This window comes from Amycolatopsis japonica, assembly GCF_000732925.1.
In the GTDB taxonomy this organism is placed as follows: domain Bacteria; phylum Actinomycetota; class Actinomycetes; order Mycobacteriales; family Pseudonocardiaceae; genus Amycolatopsis; species Amycolatopsis japonica.
Genome location: NZ_CP008953.1, coordinates 6,298,010 through 6,316,184 on the forward strand (window position 1 = coordinate 6,298,010; position 18,175 = coordinate 6,316,184).

At 69.1% G+C, this 18,175-nt stretch carries 16 protein-coding genes; 8 read left to right on the forward strand and 8 right to left on the reverse strand.

From position 1 onward, the window contains the following. Window positions 1-30 precede the first annotated feature (30 nt). Both AJAP_RS29185 and folC read right to left on the reverse strand, forming a co-directional pair. Window positions 31-429: a DUF4233 domain-containing protein gene (locus AJAP_RS29185; RefSeq protein WP_034316250.1), complete on the reverse strand. Its 399-nt coding sequence runs from the start codon at window positions 427-429 to the stop codon at window positions 31-33. Further along, window positions 426-2,102 (reverse strand): bifunctional tetrahydrofolate synthase/dihydrofolate synthase, encoded by a 1,677-nt coding sequence (gene folC, locus AJAP_RS29190; RefSeq protein ID WP_051972632.1) that lies wholly within the window; start codon window positions 2,100-2,102, stop codon window positions 426-428. Before folC ends, AJAP_RS29185 begins: the two co-directional genes overlap by 4 nt. 70 nt (window positions 2,103-2,172) lie before the next feature. Between folC and AJAP_RS29195 the strand changes: the two genes are divergently transcribed. Together AJAP_RS29195 and AJAP_RS29200 are read left to right on the forward strand one after the other, a co-directional pair. Continuing rightward, window positions 2,173-2,802: a class I SAM-dependent methyltransferase gene (locus AJAP_RS29195; protein ID WP_038517241.1), complete on the forward strand. Its 630-nt coding sequence runs from the start codon at window positions 2,173-2,175 to the stop codon at window positions 2,800-2,802. Window positions 2,803-2,909: 107 nt separating this feature from the next. Further along, window positions 2,910-3,785 carry an SGNH/GDSL hydrolase family protein gene (locus tag AJAP_RS29200; RefSeq protein ID WP_038517243.1) on the forward strand — a complete coding sequence of 292 codons (876 nt, stop codon included), beginning with the start codon at window positions 2,910-2,912 and terminating at the stop codon, window positions 3,783-3,785. Window positions 3,786-3,845: 60 nt separating this feature from the next. Here AJAP_RS29200 and AJAP_RS29205 read toward each other — a convergent pair whose 3' ends face one another. After that, on the reverse strand, window positions 3,846-6,479 hold the full coding sequence (locus AJAP_RS29205; protein ID WP_038517245.1) for a valine--tRNA ligase: 2,634 nt from the start codon (window positions 6,477-6,479) through the stop codon (window positions 3,846-3,848). A 107-nt stretch (window positions 6,480-6,586) separates the two neighbouring features. On the opposite strand from AJAP_RS29205, the gene AJAP_RS29210 reads away from it, so the two are divergent. The 4 genes from AJAP_RS29210 to AJAP_RS29225 all read left to right on the forward strand — a co-directional run bounded on the left by AJAP_RS29210 (window position 6,587) and on the right by AJAP_RS29225 (window position 11,246). After that, entirely contained in the window at window positions 6,587-7,564 is a 978-nt protein-coding gene (locus AJAP_RS29210; protein ID WP_084098376.1) for a hypothetical protein, read from the forward strand. 30 nt (window positions 7,565-7,594) lie between these two features. Continuing rightward, window positions 7,595-7,921: a hypothetical protein gene (locus AJAP_RS29215; RefSeq protein WP_038517248.1), complete on the forward strand. Its 327-nt coding sequence runs from the start codon at window positions 7,595-7,597 to the stop codon at window positions 7,919-7,921. 43 nt (window positions 7,922-7,964) lie between these two features. Beyond that, entirely contained in the window at window positions 7,965-10,277 is a 2,313-nt protein-coding gene (locus tag AJAP_RS29220) for an FdhF/YdeP family oxidoreductase (RefSeq protein WP_038517250.1), read from the forward strand. Window positions 10,278-10,358: 81 nt separating this feature from the next. Beyond that, window positions 10,359-11,246 (forward strand): hypothetical protein, encoded by an 888-nt coding sequence (locus AJAP_RS29225; protein ID WP_038517252.1) that lies wholly within the window; start codon window positions 10,359-10,361, stop codon window positions 11,244-11,246. 6 nt (window positions 11,247-11,252) lie between these two features. Here the strand turns inward: AJAP_RS29225 and AJAP_RS29230 are convergent, their stop codons facing one another. Genes AJAP_RS29230 through AJAP_RS29240 form a run of 4 tightly spaced genes read right to left on the reverse strand, consistent with a single transcriptional unit; the run spans window position 11,253 to window position 14,950 of the window. Continuing rightward, window positions 11,253-12,656, reverse strand: coding sequence for an LCP family protein (locus tag AJAP_RS29230; protein ID WP_038517255.1), 1,404 nt, complete (start codon window positions 12,654-12,656; stop codon window positions 11,253-11,255). Window positions 12,657-12,704: 48 nt separating this feature from the next. Next, window positions 12,705-13,448, reverse strand: coding sequence for an SDR family NAD(P)-dependent oxidoreductase (locus AJAP_RS29235; protein WP_038517256.1), 744 nt, complete (start codon window positions 13,446-13,448; stop codon window positions 12,705-12,707). A gap of 15 nt (window positions 13,449-13,463) precedes the next feature. Further along, window positions 13,464-13,592: an MFS transporter small subunit gene (locus AJAP_RS45130; RefSeq protein WP_255355414.1), complete on the reverse strand. Its 129-nt coding sequence runs from the start codon at window positions 13,590-13,592 to the stop codon at window positions 13,464-13,466. After that, window positions 13,589-14,950 carry an L-lactate MFS transporter gene (locus AJAP_RS29240; RefSeq protein ID WP_038517259.1) on the reverse strand — a complete coding sequence of 454 codons (1,362 nt, stop codon included), beginning with the start codon at window positions 14,948-14,950 and terminating at the stop codon, window positions 13,589-13,591. Before AJAP_RS29240 ends, AJAP_RS45130 begins: the two co-directional genes overlap by 4 nt. Window positions 14,951-15,070: 120 nt before the next feature. Between AJAP_RS29240 and fdhD the strand changes: the two genes are divergently transcribed. After that, window positions 15,071-15,901: a formate dehydrogenase accessory sulfurtransferase FdhD gene (gene fdhD / locus AJAP_RS29245; protein ID WP_038517261.1), complete on the forward strand. Its 831-nt coding sequence runs from the start codon at window positions 15,071-15,073 to the stop codon at window positions 15,899-15,901. A gap of 6 nt (window positions 15,902-15,907) precedes the next feature. Here the strand turns inward: fdhD and AJAP_RS29250 are convergent, their stop codons facing one another. Then, window positions 15,908-17,344, reverse strand: coding sequence for a carotenoid oxygenase family protein (locus tag AJAP_RS29250; RefSeq protein ID WP_038524082.1), 1,437 nt, complete (start codon window positions 17,342-17,344; stop codon window positions 15,908-15,910). A gap of 70 nt (window positions 17,345-17,414) precedes the next feature. Here AJAP_RS29250 and AJAP_RS29255 point away from each other — a divergent pair, with 70 nt between their 5' ends. Further along, on the forward strand, window positions 17,415-18,113 hold the full coding sequence (locus tag AJAP_RS29255; RefSeq protein ID WP_038517264.1) for a TetR/AcrR family transcriptional regulator: 699 nt from the start codon (window positions 17,415-17,417) through the stop codon (window positions 18,111-18,113). The last annotated feature ends 62 nt before the right edge of the window (window positions 18,114-18,175 follow it).

Sequence of the window (18,175 nt, forward strand, 5' to 3'; positions counted from 1 at the left end):
TCCACCGAGTCGGCCTGGATGGCGACGCCGTTACTGCGGTTGCTGCTGCTGACTCGGCAACGTCCCCGCCGCCATCCGCCGCGCCACGTCCCGCCGCAGCCACAGCAGCCACAGCCAGATCCCGAGGAAGATCACCCCGAGGATCGCCACGGCGGGCAGCGCGACGAAGAACGCGATCAGCGCGACCTGCAGCACGAGGACCGCGGGCACCGCCCAGGGCTTCTTCAGGAAACCGCACAGCACGATCAGCGCGACCGCGATCACGATCACCGACCAGCCGGTGAGCGAACCGACGCCGCCGCCGAGTTTCGCCACCACCGGCAGCGCGAGCGCGACGGTGATGCCCTCCATGATCAGCGAACCGGCCATCACCCCGCGGAAGGACTTCATCGGGTCCTTGGCGGGCGGCTTCGGGGTCTCGTCGGTCACGCCGGCTCCTTACCGAACAGGGTCCTGGCCTCGCCCGCGGTGACGACGGAGCCGGTGACCAGCACGCCGCCGCCCGCCAGCGGTTCCTCGGGGTCGTCGCTCTGCTCGACGAGGCCGATGGCGGTCTCGATCGCGGCGTCGAGGCTGGGCTCGGCCACGACGCGGTCTTCGCCGAAGATCGAGATGGCGACGTCGTTGAGTTCGTCGAGCGGCATCGCGCGCGGGGACGAGTTCTTGGTGACGACGATCTCGGACACCACCGGTTCGAGCGCGTCCAGGATGCCGCGGGCGTCCTTCTCCGCCATCACGCTCACCACGGCGGCGAGGCGGCGGAAGGCGAACTCCTCGGCGACGGTGGTCGCGAGCGCCTTGGCGCCGTGCGGGTTGTGGGCGGCGTCGAGCAGCACGGTCGGGGCGGCGCGGACGCGCTCCAGCCTGCCGGGGGTCTCGACCTCGGCGAAGGCCTCGCGGACGGCCTCGATGACCAGTTGCTTGTCCTTGCCCGCGCCGAAGAACGCTTCGACGGCGGCCAGCGCCAGAGCGGCGTTGGCGGCCTGGTGCGCGCCGTGCAGCGGCAGGAAGATCTCGTCGTAGACACCGCCGAGGCCCTGCAGTTTCAGCATCTGCCCGCCGACGGCGACCTCGCGCTCCAGCACACCGAACTCGCTGCCGGCGCGGGCGACGCTCGCGTCGACCTCGATGGCGCGTTCCAGCAGGATCTTCTGGACTTCGGGCTCCTGCTCGGCGATGACCACGACGCTGCCGGGTTTGATGATCCCGGCCTTCTCCACCGCGGCTTTGGCCGGAGAGCCGCCGAAGTACTCGACGTGGTCGACGCCGATCGGCGTGATGACGGCGACGTCGCCGTCCACGACGTTGGTGGCGTCCCAGGAGCCGCCGAGCCCGGTCTCGATGACCGCGGCTTCGACGGGCGCGTCGGCGAAGGCCGCGAACGCCATCCCGGTCAGCACCTCGAACTTGCTCATCGGCACCGCGTCCTGACCACCGGCGTTGTCCACCATGGTCACGTACGGCGCGACGTCGCGGTACAGGTCGACGTACGCGGCGGCGGAGATGGGGGCGCCGTCGAGCGCGATCCGCTCGGTGACCAGCTGCAGATGCGGGCTGGTGTACCGGCCGACGCGCAGGCCCATACGGGTCAGCAGCGCGTCGATCATCCGGGTGGTCGAGCCCTTGCCGTTGGTCCCGGCGACGTGCAGCACCGGGTAACCGCGGTGCGGTTCACCCATGAGATTGACCAGGGCCGCGATCCGGGCGAGGGACGGCTCGATCTTCGTCTCGGGCCAGCGCTGGTTCAGCTCGGCCTCGACGGCGAGCAGCTCGCGGCGCGCCTGCTGCCCGTTGGGGTCGGACGGGGCGAACTCGTCACCCTGGTCGTCCAGTTCGTGCAGCTCCACGTCCTCCGGGGCGACGAGGTCCGGCACGGGGCCGAGCGCGAGGTTGTCCCCCAGCTGCCCGATCCCGCCGATACCGCCCCGCGAACCGCCGCCCGCCTGGTACGCGGCGTCGGGTGCGTCCAGATCCGGGTCGGTGTCGTCGGACGGATCGTGGGCGCGGGCCCCCAATTCGTCGACACCGGCGAAACTGTCCAGATCTGCCAGGTCCGGGGATTCCCTGAAATCTTCGGAATCCCGGCCGTCACCTCGCGGCACGAACTCTCCTCTTACCCTTGCTGCCTGTCACGCCGAGTCTACGTGCGGCTTTTCCTGGCACTCTCGACGCATGGGGTTCAACCACAACGACCACTATCACCCGCTGCTGCTCGACCAGCTGCCTCCCGGCCCCGGCGTGGCGCTGGACGTGGGCTGCGGCAGCGGGCGGTTCGCGCGGCGGCTCGCGGCCACCGGGATGCACGTCGAGGCGATCGACCGGTCCGGTCCGATGATCGACCTCGCCCGCGCCGCCGGCTCGCCGGGCCCCGGCACGATCTCGTACCGGCAGGCCGACGTGGTCGCCGAAAAACTGCCGGACGAGGCGTACGACTTCATCTCCTGCCTCGCGATGCTCCACCACGTGCCGTTCGACACGGTCACCAGGCTGCGTGACGCGCTGGTCCCCGGCGGTGTGCTCGCCGTCCTCGGCCTCGGCAGGCCCAGCACCGTCGCCGACTACGCGCGCGCTCTCGTGGCCTCACCGGTCAACGCGCTGGCCAGAGTGGTCGTCTATGCGGGTGAGCGGCTGAACGGCGGCGCCGACCCGCTGCCGACGGCGCCGATCGTGGAGACCTTCCCGCCGATGAGCCGGATCCGGCGCGACGCGGCCGCCCTGCTGCCGGGGAGCAAAGTCCGGAACCTGCTCTTCTACCGCTATCTGCTGGTCTACCGCCGACCGGAAGACGATCACCCGATGTGACACCCCAAGCGGGTGAAACCGGCGCTCGACCACCCGATCGGCGGCGCCGACCGGGCCGGATCCGGTTCATTTTTGAGAGGCCATCCAGTCCGGAGATCGGGGTCCTCATGCGCTACAGACGCGTCCTGTTCGCGGCCGTCTCGACCGTCGTCCTGCTGATCGCCTCCGCCACGGCGGCCACCGCCACCACGCGGTCCTACCGCAACTACGTCGCGCTGGGTGATTCCTACACCTCCGGACCGCTCATCCCGCTCCCCCGCCTCGACCCGCTCTTCTGCGGCAAGTCGACGCAGAACTACCCGTCGATGCTCGCCGCGGCGCTGCGGGTCCGCTCCTTCACCGACATCAGCTGCGGCGGCGCCGACACCACGAACATGACGCAACGCCAAAGCGTGACGCTCGGCAGCAACCCGCCCCAGTTCAGCGCCCTGCGCGCGAACACCGACCTGGTCACAGTCGGTATCGGCGGCAACGACTACGGCGTCTTCGGCACGCTCGTCGGCACCTGCCCGTCCCTGCGCGCGAGCGATCCCACCGGGAACCCGTGCCAGGAGCGGTTCACCGTCGGTGGTGTCGACACCATCAAGGCCAAGATCGCCGACACCGGCAAGAACGTCGAAAAGGTGCTGGCCGGAGTCCATACCCGCTCTCCGCGGGCCGAGGTGCTCGTCATCGGCTACCCGCGGATCGCGCCGGAACGCGGCTACTGCCCGAAGATCCTGCCCTTCGCCGAGGGCGACTACGCCTGGCTCAACGACGTCGAGAAGGCGCTGAACTCGGCGATCGAGAAGGCCGTCGCGGCCGACGGCAAGGCGACCTTCATCGACACCTTCGGACCGTCCGCCGGGCACGACGCCTGCGCGCCGAACGGGGCCGCGTGGATCAACGGGCAGCACACGAAGCTGCTCGCCGCGGCGGCTTACCACCCGTATCGCACGGGGATGGCGGGCGTGACCGGAGTGATCCTCCGTCACCTTCGCTGAATGCAAGGAACGGTCCTTTCCTTGCAAATTTTGCGAGGAAAGGACCGTTCCTAGCGTTCGTCAGGAAGCGGGAAGGGCGGCCAACCGGGCGTTGATGCGCTCGATGTCCGCGACCGCGGTCTCCTTGCGGGCCCGGATCTTGCCGATCACCGGCTCCGGCGCCTTGTCGATGAAGGCCTGGTTGCCGAGTTTGGCCTCGGCCTGCGCCAGTTCCTTCTCCGCCGCGCCGAGGTCCTTCTGCAGGCGCTTGCGCTCCGCGGCGACGTCGATCGTGCCGGACAGGTCCAGCTCGACGGTCACCACACCGGCCGACAGCCCGACCTCGAGCGACGCGCTCGGCGCGAAGCCCTCTTCGGGCTGGGTGAGCCGGACCAGCGAGCGGATCGGCTCGTCGTGCCCGGTGAGCTCGGCGAATCCATCGCCGGACAGCCGCGCGGCCACCTTCTGGCTGGGCTTGAGGCCCTGGTCCGCGCGGAACCGGCGCACCTCGGTGACCAGCTTCTGCACGTCCGCGATCCGCTTGTCCGCCACGGCGTCGGCGTACGAGGCGTCGGCCACCGGCCACGGGGCGATCACCAGCGACTCGCGGCCGGTCAGCGCCGTCCACAGCTTCTCGGTGATGAACGGGATGAACGGGTGCAGCAGCTTCAGCACGGTGTCGAACACGTGCCCCAGCACCGCGCGCGTCGCCGTCACGCGGGCCTCGTCACCCTGGAAGACCTGGACCTTCGACAGCTCCAGGTACCAGTCGCACAGCTCGGTCCAGGTGAACTGGTACAGCGTGTCGGTGGCCTTCGCGAACTGGTAGTCCGCGAGGTATCCGGTGACCTCTTCGACGACGTTGCCGAGCCTGCCGAGGATCCAGCGGTCGGCCTCGGTGAGTTCGGCGGCCGGGGGCAGCGGGGCGTTCGCGTCCGCGCCGTTCATCATCGCGAACTTGGTGGCGTTCCAGAGCTTCGTGGTGAAGTTCCGGGAGCCGGCGACCCACTCCTCGCCGATCGGCACGTCGGTGCCCGGGTTCGCGCCCCGCGTGAGGGTGAAGCGCAGCGCGTCGGTGCCGTATTTGTCCATCCACTCGATGGGGTCGACGCCGTTGCCCGCGGTCTTCGACATCTTCTTGCCGAACTGGTCGCGGACCATGCCGTGCAGCGCGATGGTCTTGAACGGCGCCTCGCCGGTGGCGTAGAGGCCGAACATCATCATCCGCACGACCCAGAAGAACAGGATGTCGTAGCCGGTGACCAGCACCGACGTCGGATAGAACTTGTTCAGGTCCGGGGTCTTCTCCGGCCAGCCGAGGGTGGAGAACGGCCACAGGCCCGAGGAGAACCAGGTGTCGAGGACGTCCGGGTCCTGGGTCCAGCCCTCGCCCGAGGGCGGCTCCTCGTCCGGTCCGACGCAGACGACCTCGTCGTTCGGGCCGTACCAGACCGGGATGCGGTGGCCCCACCACAGCTGACGCGAGATGCACCAGTCGTGCAGGTTGTCGACCCAATCGAAGTAGCGCTTCTCCATCTCCGGCGGGTGGACGTTCACCCGGCCGTCGCGCACCGCGTCGCCGGCGGCCTTCGCGAGCGGGCCGACCTTGACGAACCACTGCAGCGAAAGCCGCGGCTCGATCGGCTCCTTCGAGCGCTCGGAGTGCCCGACGCTGTGCAGGTACGGACGCTTCTCAGCGACGATGCGGCCCTGCTCGCGCAGCTTCTCCCGCACCGCGACGCGGGCCTCGAAGCGGTCCATGCCGTCGAACTCGGTGCCGGTGCCGTCGATGCGGCCCTGCTCGTCCATGATCGTGATCATCGGCAGGTCGTGCCGCTGGCCGATCTCGAAGTCGTTCGGGTCGTGCGCGGGGGTCACCTTGACCGCGCCGGTGCCGAACTCCGGGTCGACGTGCTTGTCCGCGACGATCGGGATCTTGCGCCCGGTCAGCGGCAGCTCGACCTCGGTGCCGATGAGGTGGGTGTAACGCTCGTCGTCCGGGTGGACCGCGACGGCGGTGTCGCCGAGCATCGTCTCCATCCGGGTGGTGGCCACGACGATCGCGTTCTCGCCGTCGCCGTAGCGCATCGAGACGAGCTCGCCCTCGACCTCTTCGTGCTTCACCTCGGCGTCGGACAGCACCGACCGCAGCTCCGGCGACCAGTTGACCAGGCGCTCGGCGCGGTAGATGAGGCCGTCGTCGAAGAGCTTCTTGAAGATCGTGTTGACGGCCTTGGACAGGCCGTCGTCCATGGTGAACCGCTCACGGGTCCAGTCGACGCCCTCGCCGAGGCGCTTCATCTGGGCGAGGATCTTGCCGCCGTGCTCGTTCTTCCACTGCCAGACGCGCTCCACGAAGGCCTCGCGGCCGAGCTCGCGGCGGCTGGTGCCTTCGGCGCGGAGCTGCTTCTCGACCAGCGCGTGGACCGCGATGCTCGCGTGGTCCATCCCCGGCAGGTACAGCGTCTCGTCGCCGAGCATGCGGTGGTAGCGGGTGATGGCGTCGATCAGGGTGTGCTCGAACGCGTGCCCGATGTGCAGCGAACCGGTCACGTTCGGGGGCGGGATGACTACCGTGAACGGCGGCTTGTCCGACGTGGGGTCGGCCGTGAAGTAGCCGGCGTCTACCCAACGCTGGTAGAGCGAGGCTTCTTCGTCGGCCGGGTTCCAGGTACCCGGAAGGTCGGTCTGCTGCGGCTGGGCGTTCTCGGTCACAGTTGACAAGTCTACGAACCCCCTCTAGCGACTTCCTCACCGGCCGTAACGCCCGCCGTTCCCAGCCGATGAGGGGATGTCGTGACGCACTGGGGAGGGGCGGGTTCGTGGAGGACGCGCGGTTGGAGACGCATCCGGATCTGATGGATCCGGAATGGCGCGAACGAGCCGAACGCGAGGCTCGGCACGGCGCGAAGAAGGATCTGAAACGGCGGCGGAAGCAGCGGCCGCGCCGCCGGTTCCGGATGACCCGCAGGGTCGTCGTCGGCCTGTTCGTGATCGGGACCGTGGCATTGCTCGGGGCCGCGGCGGTCGTCATGCACCAGATGCGGGGCAGCTCGGGTCCGGGGCCGCAGCCTCCGAAGGCGGCCCCGGTGCTCACCGGCGTCGACCTCGACCGGCCTTTCGACTGCACTCCCGCCGCGAACTGGCGCGAAGGGACGGCCGGGATCACCGTGCCGCCGGGGCAGGCCGTCGGCGGCTTCAGCGCGCAGGAGGTCGACGCCGCGTACCGGAAGGTGACGGAGGCCATCGCGGCCGCGCGGCTCGGGTCCCGGGCGCTGCGGGACCACGACGGTTCGGAGCTGCTCGCGCTGCTGGCCCCGAACGAGCGCACCCGGCTCGAACCGAAGCTCACGAGCGCAGCGACCATCGACAGGAGCCAGTACCTGATCCTCATCGGAACGAACCGGCTGCTTCCGGTAAGTCCGCGCATGACCGGGTCTCTCACCACCAAGGCCGGGGAGAACGGCGAACTGACCATTCACGCGAGCTACACGACCGCGTACGCCTTCGAAGCACGTCCTGGCGAGGCCAGGTCCCCGGAAGACATCGTCCCGTTCCTCCGCGAAGAACAGGACTACGTGATCCGCAAGGCACCGCCGTTCGCGAAGGCCGACGCCGGGCTCTCCTTCGGGGAAGGCAGGGGCTACCGCTCCCGCATGGCCTGCGACGCGATCAAGACCGGCATCCTCGCGCCCCAGTACGCTGACAAGGACAGCACCGTCGCCGGCACACCTCCCGTCGACGAGACCAGCACCTACGACCCGACGAAACCCCTCCCGTCGAGGGACACCTGCCGGTAGTCGGCCGAAATCCTGGGGAAGAGGACCGAGATGGACGAAGAGGACCGGCGGATCGAGACCCATCCGGATCTGATGAATCCGGACTGGCAGAAACACGCCGAACGCGACGCCTGGCTGGGTGCGAAGAAGGAACTCAAGAAGAAGCGTCGTAAGCAGCAGAAGGCCGCCGCGGCCTCCGGGGGCGGCTACTCCGCGCCAGGGACGAGCCGGTGGCCGGGCATCGCGGCGCTCGTCGGCTTGATCGTGCTGGTCGTGGCCGCGGTGACGGTGAACGCGGTGCAGGAACGCGGCGTCAACGAGACACCTTGGTTCCCGCTCGACGAGGCGCAGATCAGCCGGATCGTCACCAACGCCTGACCCCTCGGTCGCGCGCGAAGACGGCAAGGCGCACGATGGGGTCATGACCCGCGAAGCACCCGCGAACGACGTTGACGAGACACAGCTCGAGGTCGGGAAACCGAAGAGCTGGGCGGCCGGGATCCCCGGTGTCGCCGTCTCCCTGATGCGCGGCATGGAGCAGATGGGCGCCGCACGCACCGTGAAGACGCTGCGCCTGCTGAACCAGCGCGACGGTTTCGACTGTCCCGGTTGCGCCTGGCCGGAGCCGCGCGAGGTCGACGGCGAGCACCGCAAGCTCGCCGAGTTCTGTGAGAACGGGGCGAAGGCCGTCGCCGAGGAGGCGACGAAACGCCGGGTCGGCCGTGAGTTCTTCGCCCAGCACTCCATCCACGAGCTGGCGGACAAGACGGACTACTGGCTCGGCCAGCAGGGCCGCATCACGGAGCCGTTCGTGCTGCGCGAAGGGGCTTCGCACTACGAACCGATCTCCTGGGACGACGCGTTCACGCTGGTCGCCGACGAACTGCGGGCACTGAGCGACCCGAACGAGGCGATCTTCTACACCTCCGGCCGCACCAGCAACGAGGCCGCGTTCCTCTATCAGCTGCTCGTGCGCTCCTACGGCACCAACAACCTGCCGGACTGCTCCAACATGTGCCACGAGTCCTCCGGCGCGGCGCTCGCGGCCACGACCGGGATCGGCAAGGGCTCGGTGTCGCTCGCCGACATCCACAAGGCGGACCTCATCGTGGTGGTCGGCCAGAACCCGGGCACGAACCACCCGCGCATGCTGTCGGCGCTGGAGGAGGCCAAGGGCAACGGCGCGAAGATCATGGCGGTCAACCCGCTGCCCGAAGCCGGTCTGATGCGGTTCAAGAACCCGCAGAACGTCCGCGGCGTGGTCGGCAAGGGCACCCCGCTGGCCGACGAGTTCGCGCAGATCCGGCTCGGCGGCGACCTCGCGCTGTTCCAGGCGATCGGTCATCTCCTGCTGCAGTGGGAGCAGGAGACCCCCGGCACGATCGTCGACCACGCGTTCATCGAGTCGTCCTCCGAGGGGTTCGAGGACTACGCGAAGCATCTGCGGGAGATCGACTGGGACGAGGTCGGCGTCGCGACCGGCCTGCCTCGTGAGCAGATCGAGCGGCTGGCGCGGATGATCGCGACGTCGAAGCGCACCATCTACTGCTGGGCGATGGGGCTGACGCAGCACAAGCACGCGGTGCAGACCATCTCCGAGATCGCGAACCTGGCGCTGGTACGCGGCATGATCGGCGAGCCGGGCGCGGGCCTGTGCCCGGTGCGCGGGCACTCCAACGTCCAGGGCGACCGGACGATGGGCATCTGGGAGAAGATGCCGGAGTCGTTCATGGACAGCCTCGACGCGGAGTTCGGCATCAAGGTGCCGCGAGACCACGGTCACGACACCGTCGCCGCGATCCGCGCGATGCGGGACGGGCACGGCAAGGTCTTCTTCGCCGTCGGCGGCAATTTCGCTTCCGCCACACCGGACACGGAGCTCACGGAGAAGGCGCTCAAGTCGTGCTCCCTGACCGCGCACGTGTCGACGAAGCTCAACCGCTCGCACGTCGTACCCGGTAAGACGGCGCTGATCCTGCCCACCCTGGGCCGGACGGAACGCGACCTCCAGGCCGGCGGCGAGCAGTTCGTCACCGTCGAGGACTCGATGTCGCAGGTGCACACCTCACGCGGCAGGCTGGCCCCGGCCAGCGAGCATCTGCTGTCCGAAGTCGCGATCATCTGCCATCTCGCGGAAGCCCTGCTCGGTGCCGGGCACGCCGTGCCGTGGCGGGACTTCCACGCCGACTACGACCTCATCCGCGACCGGATCGCGCGCGTCGTCCCCGGCTGCCACGACTACAACGCCCGGGTGCGCGAGCCCGACGGGTTCGTCCTGCCGCACGCGCCGCGCGATTCCCGGCAGTTCAACGGAACCGCGAACGGCAAGGCGAACTTCACCGTCTCCGATCTCGAATATCCGCAGGTGCCCGAAGGCAGGCTGCTGCTGCAGACGATGCGCAGCCACGACCAGTACAACACCACCATCTACGGCCTTTCCGACCGTTACCGCGGCATCGAGGACGCGCGGCGCGTGGTGCTGGTCAACCCCGACGACCTGACCGAGCTCGGGCTGGCCGACGGCGCGATGGTCGACCTGGTCTCGGAATGGCGGGACTGCGACCGTCGGGCCCCGCGGTTCCGGGTGGTCTCCTATCCGACGGCGAAAGGCTGCGCGGCGGCGTACTTCCCCGAGGCGAACGCCTTGGTGCCGCTGGACGCGGTCGCGGACAAGTCGAACACCCCGGTGTCGAAGGCGGTCGTGGTGCGGCTGGAGCCGGTGGCCGCACCTTAGGCTGCCCGCTTGGCGGTGCCGCGCGGCGCCGGACGGGGTCCACCGTGGAAGGGCCAAACCCTTTCGCGGAAAGGCCTTGCCATGTCACGAAGATCGACCTCGCGTTGCTTCGCCGCCCTGGCCTCGCTCCTGCTCGTCGCGGTGCTGCCCGGCGCGGCCACCGCCGCTCCGGGCGCACCGCCGCCGCTGCCGTTCGTCTCCCAGCTCGACCTGTCCTGCTACAAGACCGAAGGCTACAAACCACCGCCGACCGAGCTCACCCTCAAGCACCTCAACCCGGTACTCGGGAAACTGCCGCTGGAGACGGTCAAGCTCGGTGAACGCCTGCAGCTGTGCGTGCCGGTCGCTAAGAACGGCGTGATCCCGCCGCCGGGGATCGTCGACTACGTCCGCTGGGTGGATCTGTCGTGCTACCGGATCGAAGGCCGCTCGGTGGACTTCCCGCTGACGCTGAGCCATCTGAATCCCGTCGTGCAGAAACTCGGCATCCAGGATTCGCACGTGACCCTGTTGTCGCCGGAGCAGTTGTGCGTCCCGGTCGCGAAGAACGGGAAACTGCCGCCGCCGGAGATCCTGTCGTTCGTGCGGCACATCGATCTCGAGTGCTATGCCCTGCGTGTCCTCGGCATTCCGACCATCCCGTTCCCGCTGACGCTGGGCCATCTCAACCCGGTTCTGGCCGATCGGCCGAAGGTGGACGTGAAGGTCGGCAACGCGCGGCAATTGTGCGTCCCGGTGGCGAAACGCGCTGACGAGATCCCGCCGGAGGTGCTCGGCACCGTCCAGTGGCTGGATCTGGCGAAGGCGGACGTCAGCACCGCGCCGAGCGTCGTCGGACCGCTCACGCTGAAGCTGACCCACCTGAACCCGGTGCTGTCCCACCTTCCCGGCGAAGCGGCCGTCATCACCGAGCCGGTTCAGCTCGGCCTTCCGGTGGCGAAGAACGGGAAGATCCCGCCAAGGGAGTGACTCGGCTCAGTCGATGCAGTCGGCGCCATCGGCCGTGATCGGCGGCTCCGCCAGCGCACCGATCGCGCCCCCGCCCGCGGAGACGCCCGGTCCTTTGTAGACCTGGCCGAGGACGACCTCGATCTTGCCCGCCGCGACCGAATCGGCTTTCTGGACGTCCAGTCCGCCGAGCAGTTTCGCGATCTCCGCGGCGGGCCCGGCCGCGTCGCTGAACCGGACGACCGACGTCCGCCGTCCGGCCTCGGCCTTCGTGTCGCCCTTGCCGAAACCCTTCTCCGCCAAGAGATCCGAGACGCGGGCGGCGAGACCGTCCTTGCCGCTCGCGTTGACGACGTCGACCTTGGGTCCGGCGGGCGCCTGCGGGGTGGTGGGCTGGACCCCGATCAGGGAGGCGGCGAACGCGCGCACCTGGGCGGGATCGACCTGCACGGCGGTCCAGGTCGGATGCCGGGGGTCGTAGCGGTAGTCGGGGTTGACCACCGGGATGGTCTCGAACGCGATCCCGCCGCCGGACACCCCGCGCATCTGCCGCACGAAGTCGAGCAGGTTCCACGAACCGTCGAGCACGACCGAACGCTTCACCGCGTCGATCAGGTCGGACACGCGCGCAGGGTTGGCGAGGGTCCCGCCGGAGAGCACCTGCTTCGCCAGTCCCGCGAGGAACACCTGCTGGCGGCGGACGCGGTCGAGGTCGCTGCGGGGCAGGTTCTTGCGCTGCCGGACGAAGGCGAGCGCGTCGGCGCCCGCGATCGTCTGCCGCCCGGCGGGGAAGTCCGCGCCCGAATCACGGTCCTTGGTGGCCTTCTTCAGACAGACCTCGACGCCGCCGACGGCCTTGCTGATCTCGTAGAAGCTCAGCAGGTTGACCTCGGCGAAGTGGTCGATCTTGACGCCACTGAGCTCCTCGACGGCCTTGAGGGTCGCCTTCCGCGCCGCGGTGATCGCCTGCTTGTTGATCTCGGCCTTGTCGGTCTTGCCCGCCGCGCGCTGCTCGTTCCCCGAGGCGAACTTGGTCCGGCCGAAGATCTCGTTGATCTTGCTCTTGTCCTTCGTGCCCGGCTGCGCGACCCACGAGTCACGCGGGATCGAGAACGCCTTCACCGTCTGCTGGCCGTTGGGGATGCGGAGCACGATGAGCGTGTCGGTCAGGTCGTCGCCGTTCGCCCCGGCCCGCAGTTCCCGCAGGATCTCCGGCGGCAGCGGCCGGTCCTGATTGTCGGTGCGCGCGTCGCGCCCGACCAGCAGGATGTCCAGCGAACCGTCGGCGGGCTGTTCCCCCGGATCCGGCGCCTCGATCACGTCCTCGCGGGTGATGCCGTCGAGCGACTCCAGCGTCGTGTATCCGTACGCGGTCCCGCCGAACACCGCCACCGCGAGCGCGGCGACCAGGACCTTCCCCAGCTTGTGCACGTCCCATAGACGCGCGGGAGGCCGTCAGCGCTGCATCAGTGATCCAGTTCACATCCTGAGATACGACGCGCCGTTCAGGTCGAGGATCGCCCCGGACGCCCACGCGGCCTCGCCGGAAGCCAGGTAGAGCACCGCGGCCGCGACCTCCTCCGGCGTGCCGACCCGGCCGAACGGACTCTCGCCCCGCGCGCCTTCGACCTTCGCCGCGACCCGGTCCGTCGCGGTGAAACCGGGCGCGACCGAGGTCACGGCGATCCCGTGCGGGGCGAGGGCGACGGCGAGCGACTGCCCCAGCGAGTGCAGCGCCGCCTTGCTCGCGCCATACGCCGGGAACTCGGGCTCACCCTTGAAGGCTCCCCGCGAGCCGATGTTGACCACGCGGCCGGGCGCGCCGCGGTCGATCATGTGCCGCGCCACGCAGTAGGTCACGTTCGCGGTGCCGAGCACGTTGACGTCGAGCATCCGCCGCCAGACCCGCTGCCAGTCCTCATAGGACACTTCGGCGACGGGATGGGCCGCACCCGCGGAGGGCGCGAAGGCGGCGTTGTTCACGAGGACGTCCACCCCGCCCACCAGTGCCTCTGCCTCGTCGGCGACCCGTTGTGCCACTTCGGGTTCCGAAAGGTCACCTTGGATCAGGCCGTGCCCGGAACCGGGCAGCTCGCCGAGCGTCCGCTCGGCTTCCTCCCGCTTCGAGGCGTAGTGGACGGCGACACGGTCGCCCTTTTCCGCGAAGGCGCGGGCGATCGCGCGGCCGATGCCGCGCGACGCCCCGGTGACCAGAACTCCCACGGAGCCGACCCTACTTCAGCCGCCGAAGAGCTGGACCACCTTGCGGAACAGTTCGTAGACGCCGTACGCGAACGGGAGCGCGACCCACAGCCACGCGAAGACCATCAGCCCGGTGCGGCGGCGTTCGGGAGCCTGTTCGGTCATCGGGCCTCACTCCTCGCGGGCTCACCGGACGACGCCGGCTCGTGGTACTTCGGGTTGACGGGGCGCACCAGCTCGTTCGCGACGAAACCGACGACCAGCAGGCCGATCATGATGAACAGTGACGTCGAGTACAGATCCGGGCCGACCTTGCCCGCAGACTTCTGGCTGTCGGCGATGGCGTTGACGATCAGCGGCCCGAGCACGCCGGCCATCGACCACGCGGTCAGCAGCCTGCCGTGAATCGCGCCCACCTGGTAGGTGCCGAAGAGGTCCTTCAGATACGCCGGCACGGTCGCGAACCCGCCGCCGTAGAAGGACAGGATCAGCATCGCGCACAGGACGAACACGAGCTTGGAGGCGTTCGTGGTCAGCGCGATCACCAGATACAGCAGGGCGCCGACGCCGAGGTAGAGCCGGTAGATGTTCTTGCGCCCCACCAGGTCCGAAGTGGACGACCAGACGAACCGGCCGAGCATGTTGGTCAGCGAAAGCAACGCGACGAACCCGGCCGCGGCGGCGGTGCCGACCGGCGTGGAGGTCTCGCGGAAGAAGTCCGCGATCATCGGCGAGGCCTTCTCCAGGATGCCGATCCCCGCGGTCACGTTGAAGCACAGGACCACCCAGAGGAGCCAGAACTGCGGCGTCCTGATGGCGTTGCGCGCCGACACGTTCGCGGTGGTGATCATCGCGTTGCCGTGGTCGGTCTTCGGTTCCCAGCCCTTCGGCTTCCAGTCGTCGGCGGGCACCCGCACCAGCAGGATGCCGAGGGTCATGAAGACCGCGTAGACCAGGCCGTGCACGAGGAAGGCCGTCGCGACCGTCCCGATGGACCACGGCGCCGTTCCCAGCATCTGCGAAGACCACGGGGAGGCGATCAGCGCGCCGCCGCCGAAGCCCATGATCGCGATGCCGGTGGCCATGCCCGGCCGGTCCGGGAACCATTTGATCAGCGTCGACACCGGCGAGATGTAGCCGATCCCGAGCCCGATGCCGCCGATCCCGCCCCAGCCGAGGACGACGAGCCAGTACTGCGACGTCGCCACACCGAGCGCGGAGAGCAGGAAGCCCGAGCTGAAGCAGACCATCGAGACGAACATCGCCCAGCGCGGCCCGTTGCGTTCGACCAGCGTCCCGCCGAAGGCCGCCGACAGCCCGAGCATCACGATGCCGAGCTGGAACGGCAGCGCGCTCTCGGTCCCGGTGAGGCCGAGGGTCTTCTCCAACGGCGGTTTGAAGACGCTCCACGCGTACGCCTGCCCGATCGACAGGTGGACGGCCAGCGCGGCGGGCGGCACCAGCCAGCGGCTCCAGCCCGGTGATGCGACGATGCGGGAACGGTCCAGGAAGCCGACAGCCATCCGGCGCCTCCGTACTCTGAGGATGTGCACTGGGAATGTATTACTTAATTCCCGACGTTGCAGTATCCAGGTGTTGAATGTTTCGGCGTCGAACAAACCGGCCAGAAGGGTGGACCACACGTGGGCAGGGTGACGGTGCGACGTCCGGTGCGGAAGATCTCCGCGACCAAGGACGTGCGGCGGCCCGACGCGCTCGCGGCCGAGGAACCGCTGGAGATCCGCGTCGGCGGCAAGGCACTCGCGGTCACCATGCGGACACCCGGCAACGACGTCGAACTCGCGCACGGGTTCCTGTTGTCCGAAGGCGTACTCGCCTCGCGTGAGGACGTCGCGGTCGCGCGGTACTGCGACGGCGTCGACGACCAGGGCCGCAACACCTACAACGTCCTGGACCTCGCACTGGCCGAAGGGGTCGCCCCGCCGGAGACCGGCGTCGAGCGGAACTTCTACACCACGTCCTCGTGCGGGGTCTGCGGCAAGGCCGCGCTCGACGCGGTGAAACTGAAAAGCCGGTTTTCCCCGGAGAAGTCCGAATTCGCGGTGAGCACCGACGTGCTGGCGAAGCTCCCGGACACGCTCCGCGCCCACCAGAAGGTGTTCTCCAGCACCGGCGGCCTGCACGCGGCCGCCCTGTTCGACGGCGACGGGAACCTCGCCGTCGTCCGCGAGGACGTCGGCAGGCACAACGCCGTCGACAAGGTGCTGGGCTGGGCGCTGCAGGAGGGCCGGATCCCCGCGACGGACACCGGGTTGCTGGTGTCCGGCCGCGCCTCGTTCGAACTGGTGCAGAAGGCCGCCATGGCCGGGATCGGGCTGCTGGCGGCCGTCTCCGCGCCGTCGTCGCTGGCCGCGGAACTGGCCGAGGAGAACGGCATGACCCTCATCGGTTTCCTGCGCGGCGACAGCATGAACCTCTACAGCGGCGAACAGCGGGTGCTCGGCCTCGGCTGAGCCGGGTCAGCCCTGGTTGCCCACCCAGTTGCCGTGGAAACCGTTCGGCACCCGGTCCGGCAGGTGCACGGCGCCCACGGTCTCCAGCGTCCCCGCGTCCAAAATGGTCAGATCGCTCTTCTGCGTCGCGGGATCGTAGACGAACCCCATCAGCACACCCTCGTCCTCGCCCGCGTCCACCGAGGACGGGACGAACACGAACTCCCCCACCTGCGCGCCGTCGCCGAATTCCCGTGACCGGACCGACCGGTTCCACAGATCGTGCTTCAGCAGGGAGCCCGACGACGCCGAACCATCCTTTGTGGACACCGAGTAGCCGAACCGGTGCGGCCGCCCGACCAGTCGCTCGTCGACGCGCGGGAACTCCTGGCCCTGGTCGTCGAGACGTTCCTCGACGACCTTGCCCGCGGCCAGGTCGACGGTCCAGCGGTCCAGGGTCGGCGGCCCCTCGGCCGGTCCGAGCAGCTCGGTGTCGAACATCTTCGGATGCCGGACGACGTCCAGCACGATGGTGTCGCCGTCGTCGTAGGCGTTCATCGGGTGGAACACGTAGCACGGCTCGACGTCGAACCAGCGGACGTCGCCGTTGCCACCCTCGCGCGGCATGACGCCGATTCGCGCCGGATACTTCGGGTTCCAGCGGTACGGCAGGCCGGCGTTGCCCGAGATCCGCTGACGCAGCTTCGCCCCGAAGGGATCCGGCACCTTCACCTTGCCCACCAGCGCGGACATCACGAGCCGCGCGGGGGTGCGCAGCGCCGTCGGGACGGACGCGGCGACCGCCTGCTCCGAATCGAAGGCGACGGGGAGGTCGTAGAAGACGACGTGCTTCTCGGTCAGGGAGAAGTCGTGCATCATCGGCGAGCCGGTGACCTCGACGTCGACCGTGCGCCGCGCGCGCCCCTGCGCGTCGATCACCGAGTACTGCACCTTGTTCCCCGAGCCGAAGAAGTACGAGACGGCGTGCAGCTCACCGGTCTCCGGGTCCCGCTTGGGGTGCGCGGTGTAGCCGCCGGGCAGGGTGCCGTCGAAATCGCAGGCACCCACGGTGTCGAGTTCGTCGGTCAGTTCGAAACTCGTGGCACCGCCCTCGATCAGGGCGAGGGTCTTGCCCGCGTGGCCGATCACGTTCGTGTTGGCCCCCAGGCCGGCGGCCGCGCCGCCTTCCCAGCGTTCACCGAGCTCCCGCGCGAGCCGGGGATTGCGCACCCAGCGGTTGCGGTACCACTCGGCGCGGCCGTCCCGCAGCCGGACGCCGTGCACCATGCCGTCGCCCATGAACCAGTGGTAGGTCGCGGGGTCCACTTCGGACAGCGGGTTCGGCCCGTTCCGCAGATAGCGCCCGTCCAGGTACTCCGGGATGTGCCCGGTGACGCTGAGTCCGGTGATCGTGTGCTCACGGTTGACCGGGGCGAAGTTGCCCTCGAGGAACTTGTTGCCCATCACAGACCCCTACCCTGGAATAACGATGTTATGTTCTCATTTATAACAGGGTTATGAGACACTGGCAAGCATGGCACCGAAACCCTCCGCCGCCGAGGTCAAGGGCAAGCTGATCGAGGCGGCGATCCGGCTGCTCGCGCACGGCGGCCCGGAGGCGCTCCAGGCGCGCAAGCTGGCGGCCGAGATCGGCGCGTCCACCATGGCCGTGTACACCCACTTCGGCGGGATGGGCGCGCTCGTGGACGAGGTCGCGCGCGAGGGATTCCGGCGCCTGTCGGCGAATCTGGGCCGGGTCGAGGAGACCGACGACCCGGCGGCCGACATCCTCACCCTGGCGCTGGCCTACCGTCGGACCGTCGTGGACGACCCGCACCTCTACGCGGTGACCTTCGGCCAAAGCCAGCCCAGCGGGCAGAAGGCGACCCTCGGCGACATGACCAACGAGGAGACCCGCCGGAACGCCAGCGAAGAGGGCATCGAGGCCTTCGGCTACCTGGTCCGCGCCGCGAAGCGGGTGATCGACGCCGGCCGGTTCCGCCCCGCCCCGGAGTTCGAGGTCGCCGCGCAGCTCTGGAGCGCCGTGCACGGCTACATCACACTGGAGGTCGCCGGTCATTTCGGCGACGGCGAGAATGGTGTGGACCACATCCTGATTCCCCTGGCCACCGCCCTCGGCGTGGGCCTGGGCGACACTTACGAGGCCGCGACGCGGTCCGCCCGCCTCTCGATCGAGGCCTGGCGCGCGAAAGAGGGAAACATCGGCACCTGATCCGGCGATACCTCGGTCACAGGTCGGTGAATCGTGCAACCTTCGAGCGGAAACGCGCGTCT